4 protein-coding genes and 1 tRNA gene are annotated in these 6026 nt (G+C 59.9%); 4 read left to right on the top strand and 1 reads right to left on the bottom strand.

Annotation, left to right across the window (positions count from 1 at the left end):
- Positions 1 to 219: 219 nt before the first annotated feature.
- The 4 genes from PH551_RS30720 (at position 220) to PH551_RS30705 (ending at position 2813) form a co-directional block, all read left to right on the top strand.
- Positions 220 to 296: transfer RNA gene (locus PH551_RS30720), tRNA-Met, on the top strand.
- Positions 297 to 695: 399 nt separating this feature from the next.
- Positions 696 to 1496, top strand: coding sequence for a hypothetical protein (locus PH551_RS30715; RefSeq protein WP_285196189.1), 801 nt, complete (start codon positions 696 to 698; stop codon positions 1494 to 1496).
- 202 nt (positions 1497 to 1698) lie between these two features.
- Positions 1699 to 2487, top strand: a complete 789-nt coding sequence (locus PH551_RS30710) for a DUF2092 domain-containing protein (RefSeq protein ID WP_285196188.1) — start codon at positions 1699 to 1701, stop codon at positions 2485 to 2487.
- Complete coding sequence (locus PH551_RS30705; protein ID WP_097601746.1) at positions 2484 to 2813, top strand: hypothetical protein; 330 nt, start codon at positions 2484 to 2486, stop codon at positions 2811 to 2813. Before PH551_RS30710 ends, PH551_RS30705 begins: the two co-directional genes overlap by 4 nt.
- Before the next feature lie 13 nt (positions 2814 to 2826).
- Here the strand turns inward: PH551_RS30705 and PH551_RS30700 are convergent, their stop codons facing one another.
- Positions 2827 to 6009 carry an efflux RND transporter permease subunit gene (locus tag PH551_RS30700; RefSeq protein ID WP_285196187.1) on the bottom strand — a complete coding sequence of 1061 codons (3183 nt, stop codon included), beginning with the start codon at positions 6007 to 6009 and terminating at the stop codon, positions 2827 to 2829.
- Positions 6010 to 6026 lie beyond the last annotated feature (17 nt).

The following is a 6026-nucleotide window of genomic DNA, read 5'->3' as shown; positions in this document are numbered from 1 at the left end:
AGGTCTGCCAAACGCAACTTATCCAAAAACAATCTTCTCCAAACAAAACTAACGGCCCAAAGCCGAACAAAGGGCCGCCCGCAAAGCGGCCTTTCGTGTTATAATGCAATGCCAAGGAAACACGAGACAAATTGCAAGCAATTTGCTCGGGCAGTACGCGTAAATCGCCAAAGGCGCTTTACGCAATCGGTATTTTGCCTCTCGGCAAAAACCTGGTAACGCGGGGTGGAGCAGCCCGGTAGCTCGTCAGGCTCATAACCTGAAGGCCGCAGGTTCAAATCCTGCCCCCGCAACCAAAATTCCCCATAGATCGGCATCTACCTTCTTATCGCTGGCGGAAAAGCTGCGCTTTCCCTGGCGATGGTAGCTTCTCGTTCGCTGACGCTCGCCATAACCTGAAGGCTGAGCAACGCGACGGTTCAAATCATGGAACCGAAATCAACATTTCCCTAAAAGCCCGCCAATGGCGGGCTTTTTGCGTTTTAACGCCGCAGAAACGATAGTCCAATCAGTTGTATCGATCTTCAGGTAACGACGAAATAGTTGCTAAAAGGATAATATTCTAATATATGTAGTTCAGGCGCTTCTTATATTTTCCTAGCAGCAAGCAACGTCCGTCCATTCGGCGGCGCCTATTATTCTATTCAAAGGGCAGTTCGATTTCATGAAGTAGATCAGATCTATAGGGGGGAATCATGCGAAAATGGCGATCTTCTCTACTGACGTCTCCATATGGGAGGCGCCGTGTTTTATCGGCAATCGCCGCGTTGCCCGCGTTCTGCGCAGTGGTGCTCTTCACCGAGGTTGCATATGCGCAAGCGCCGACCGAAGAACAGCGTGACGCCATCCGAGCGGAATGCCGCTCCGATTTCATCGCCAAATGCTCCGGGGTGACGCCAGGAGGAATGGAGGCGCTTACCTGCTTGCAGCAGCATAGCGCCTCGCTTTCGGCGGGATGCCGGAATGCGGTTTCCGCGGTGACTGCAAAACCTAAGTCGACATCGGCGCAGCCGGCGCCGGCGCCGGCTGCGCCTGCGGATACGGCGGCGAGCGCTCCGGCGGCCGCGACCGGGGCGCCGGCGCATCAGCCAACGCAGGCACAGCGAAATGCGGTCAAATCGGCTTGTCAGCGCGATTTTATGGCGCAATGTTCTGGGGTAACGCCGGGAGGCGCCGCGGCGCTCAGTTGCCTGCAGGAGCATAACGCCGCTTTATCGGCGCCATGCCAGCAGGCGGTCGCCGCATTGGGGGGAACGGGTGCGCCGACGACCGGCGGTGCAGGCGCCACGGGCGCGATCACGCCGGCTCCGCGAGCAATGATGCCGGCCTTCTCACCGCGCGAGGAAGTGATGATCCTGCGGGAAACCTGCGGAGCGGATTTCCGGGTCTTGTGCCGCATGGTGCCTTTGGGGGGAGGACGAGGCATCGTCTGTCTGCGGAACAATCTGCAGCGGGTGTCGCCGGCCTGTCATCGGGTCCTGACCTCGGGATTGTAGCACCCAGCCGAAACTTGCATGCAGAATGGGGTGATCGCGCTCCAACGGAAATTTCCGCGAGTGCGATCTGGCCAAGACCGCAGACGGAAGTTGCCCGCCTCGATGCCTTGCATCTCACACATTTCATGTCCGGCTCCGGCAGGTCCGCCAGCCAGTCTGCAATTCGATGAAATCAATGACGACACGAACGAAAGGCATTGCCATGTCATCGACTTTCCCTTTTCCGCAATTGAAGCGGATGCTTATATATGCGTCGGTTTCCGCAAGCTTGGTGCTGCCGACAAGCGCTTGGGCGGATGATGCAAAAGAGCTGCTCAAGAAGATGTCCGATTTTCTGGCAGCGCAGGAGACGATCTCCTTCACATATCAATCTTCGCTCGAAGCGGTGACGCCCGCCTTCGAAAAGCTCCAGTTCGTGAGCTCGGGGACTGCCAACCTAACCCGTCCCGATAAGTTGCGCGTGGCGAGGACCGGTGGCTTCGCGGATCTCGACGTCAGTTTCGATGGTGCGTCGCTGACAGTACACGGCAAGAATCTCGACGCTTACGCCAAGATCGATGGCAAGGGTTCGCTCGATGATCTGATCGACAGGCTCATGACGGCGGGCGTCGAAGCGCCGGGCGCCGATCTTTTGTCCTCCAGCGTCTACGATGAGCTCATGTCCGATGTGACGGAGGCCAAGCATATTTCCAGTGCTTTCGTCGATGGCGTCGAATGCGAATACCTGGCCTTCCGAACGCCTGAGATCGACTGGCAGATCTGGATACAGACCGGCCCGCAGCCGATACCGCGCCGTTACGTTATCACCAGCAAGCACGTCGTTCAGGCGCCGCAATACACGCTCGAAATCAGCGATTTCAAAACTGGAGCAGATGTCGCGGCCGTTGCCTACACCATCGAGATTCCTGCCAGCGCGAAGACGGTCGATCTGAGCGAACTGCAATCGCTCGATGAGCTTCCGGCCGCCGCCGATATGGGAGAAGCGAAATGACCTACAACAAGCTGCTGTTCGCACTCAGCGTTGCCGGCGTGCTGACATTCACCGATTTTCGCATTGAGGGGCAGGGTTACATGCCATTGTCGGTCGGCTTCGGCACGCCGGCGGGCGCCGTCATCGGCAGGCCGCTGACGCCGCTCTCCTATGCAGGCGTGGCTCGCCGGACGACGCGGCGGGTCGTCACGCGCACGACGACGACTATCGCCGTGCTTCCGGCGGGGTGCCGCTATGGTCCCTATTTCGGCGGCTATTATTATCGATGTGGCGCCTATTATTATGCCAAGAGCGGCAGTGTTTATGTGCAGGTGATCGTCCAATAAAGCTGCGATTGCTTTACCCGACATTCGATATCTCTGCCTCCGTCATGGGCGCGGCCGCCTTTACGGTCGCGCCACGTCGCCTCCAATATTCCTCTAGGCGCTGGAGCAGCACGTAGAAGGAAGGGACGAAGAGGACGGCGAGGCAGGTCGAAGCGATCATGCCACTGAAGACTGATATGCCGATCGACTTGCGGGCCGATGCGCCCGCGCCTGTCGCCAGCACGAGCGGCAGGACACCGAGGATGAAGGCAAAGGAGGTCATCAGGATCGGCCGGAAGCGCAGGCGGGCGGCCTCGACGGCTGCGTCCAGGATTTCCATGCCTTCCGCGCGTTTTTCCCGGGCATATTCGACGATGAGGATGGCATTTTTGGCGGCCAGCGCAATCAGCAGGATCAGGCCGATCTGCGTGTAGAGATTGTTGGCGACACCGGCTGCCGTGAGTGCCGCCACCGTGCCGAGCAGGGCGAGCGGCACCGCAAGTATGACCGCCAGCGGCAGGATCCAGCTTTCATATTGGCCGGCCAGCACGAAATAGACGAGCAGCATGGCAAGCGCGAAGATGAAATAGATCTGACCGCCCACAGCCTTCTCCTGATAGGAGAGCGCCGTCCATTCGAAACCGGTTCCCGCCGGCAATGTATGGTCGGCGATCTGCTCCATGACCTCCAGCGATTGGCCGGAGCTGAAACCGGCGGCTGGTCCGCCGACGATGGTGGCGGTGGGATAGAGATTGTAGAGGCTGATCAGCGAAGGACCCTGTGTCATGGTGACGTCAACAACGGTGCCGAGCGGCACCATCGTCCCGTCGCCGGCCTTGACCTTCAGATTACGGATGTCTTCGGGACTGACCCGGAAATCGGAAGCGGCTTGCGCATAGACCTGAAAGGTGCGGCCGAATTTGTTAAACTGCGTAACATAGCTCGATCCGACATAGCCGGAGAGAGCGGAGAACACCTGGCCCACCGTGACTCCCAGCGTCTCCGCCTTGATGCGATCGACCGAGACCGCAAGCTGCGGCACGTTCGAGCGAAACGGCGTGCTCAGCCTTTGCAGCGATGACTGGGCGTTGCCGTCCTTGACGATCGTGTCGGCAAGCGTCTGCAGCAGCGGATAATCGGATACGCCGTTCCTGAGTTCGACCTGCATTGTAAAGCCGTTGGCATTGCCGACGCCTTGTATCGGAGGCGGCACGACCACCAGCGTTTTTGCGGTCAGCACATGCTGCAGAGCGTCGTTCAGATGCCGATAGATCGACAGCAGGTCCTGCCCCTTCTCCTTACCGCGCTCGTCCCAATCCTTGAGGACGACATAGGCGACGCCGGCATTCTGCAGGCTGGCATTGTTGTCGAGAACGGAAAGGCCACTGATGGTCAACACCTGATCGACGCCAGGGGTCGCCTCGGCGATCTTGCCGACCTCTGCCATCACAGAATCCGTCCGCTCTTTCGATGCGCCGTCCGGCAATTGCGCACTGATCAGCACATAGCCCTGATCCTCCAAGGGCAAGAACGCCGTCGGCAAGCGGGTGAGGCCCCAGACCGCAACCCCGATCAGCGCGAGCGCCGCGATGGCCATAATGCCGCTGTGGCGGGTCATCGCTCCGATCAGGCCGGCATAGTGGCGTTCACCCCAGTCATAGCCCCTATTAAAGCCGCGATAGAGAACATTGCGTTTTTCGGGAGGCACCGGCGTGCGAAGCCAAAGGGCGCATTGCGTCGGCTTCAGCGTGACCGCATTGATGGCGCTGATCAGGGCGGTGGCGGCGATGACGAGCGCGAACTGCCGATAGAGTTGGCCGGTCAGGCCGGGCAGGAAGGCGGCCGGAATAAAGACAGCCATTAGCACCAGCGTGATCCCGATGACGGGGCCGAGCAACTCCTCCATCGCTTTCTCAGCGGCCTTTCGGCCTGACATGCCGGCCTCGATGTGACGAGCGACGCCTTCGACGATGACGATGGCATCATCGACGACGATACCGATCGCGAGGACTATGGCAAAGAGCGTCGACAGATTGACCGTGAAGCCCAATGCCGCCATGGCCGCGAAGGCGCCGACGATGGTGACGGGAACGGTCGTCGCGGGCACGAGCATCGCCCGCCAATCCTGCAGGGAAACCAGAATGACAATGAGGACGAGTACGCCAGCTTCGATCAAGGTGACGTAAACCTCGTCGATGGAGGCTTCGACGAATTTCGTTGTATCGAATGGCATGTGATATTCGAGACCCGGCGGAAAGCTCCTTGAGAGTTCTTCCATCTTGGCGCGCACCACCTTCGCCACCGCAATGGCGTTTGCCTCCGGCAGCTGGAAAATGCCGATGCCGGCGGCCGGCCGGCCGTTTTGTGTGAAGGACTGGCTGTAGGTCTGGGCGCCGAGTTCGACGCGGCCGATATCGCGGACGCGCGTGATCTGGCCGCCCTGTCCGCCTTCGACCTTGACGACGATGTTCTCGTAGTCGGCCGCCTCGTTCAGCCGGCCATTGACATTCAGCGTGTATTGGAAGACCTGCCCTTTCGGCACCGGCGGAATGCCGATCTGGCCGGCGGCGACCTCCTGACTCTGCTGCTGCACGACATTGACGACATCCTGCGGCGTCAGGCCGCGTGCCTGCAGCAGGTTGGGATCCATCCAGATCCGCATCGCATATTGGCCGGCGCCGAACACCGTCACGTTGCCGACACCAGGTAGGCGGGCGAGTTCGTTCTGCAGATTGATGACGGCGTAGTTCGACAGGAACAGACTGTCGTAGCGGCTGTCGGGCGAGGTCAGGCTGACGAAGCCGAGGATCGCCGTCGATTTCTTTTGTGTCGTCACGCCCTGAAGCTGCACCGCTTCGGGAAGCGACGACATTGCGATGGCGACGCGGTTCTGCACCAGAACCTGCGCCTGATCCGGATTCGTGCCGATGGCAAAGGTCACGGTCAGGGAGTAGGTGCCGTCGCTGGCGCTGGTCGACTGCATGTAGAGCATGTCCTGCACGCCGTTGACCTGCTGCTCGATCGGCAGCGCCACCGTGTCGATGAGGGTTTGGGCGCTGGCGCCGGGAAAGCGCGTCGTCACCTGCACCGTCGGCGGGACGACATTCGGATATTGCGCCACGGGCAGCTGGAACAGGGCGACCGCGCCAACGAGCACGAAGACCAATGCCAGAACGTTGGCGAGTACCGGTCGCTCGATGAAGAAACGCGAGATCATGCTGTTGTCCTCAGACG

It is taken from the genome of Rhizobium atlanticum (assembly GCF_030182485.1).
Lineage (GTDB): Bacteria > Pseudomonadota > Alphaproteobacteria > Rhizobiales > Rhizobiaceae > Rhizobium.
This window is presented reverse-complemented; position numbering and strand designations above follow the sequence as displayed.

Coding starts and splice junctions, on each gene's coding strand:
- PH551_RS30700 (WP_285196187.1), bottom strand. CDS start 6,009: ATGATCTCGCGTTTCTTCATCGAGCGACCGGTACTCGCCAACGTTCTG.
- PH551_RS30705 (WP_097601746.1), top strand. CDS start 2,484: ATGACCTACAACAAGCTGCTGTTCGCACTCAGCGTTGCCGGCGTGCTG.
- PH551_RS30710 (WP_285196188.1), top strand. CDS start 1,699: ATGTCATCGACTTTCCCTTTTCCGCAATTGAAGCGGATGCTTATATAT.
- PH551_RS30715 (WP_285196189.1), top strand. CDS start 696: ATGCGAAAATGGCGATCTTCTCTACTGACGTCTCCATATGGGAGGCGC.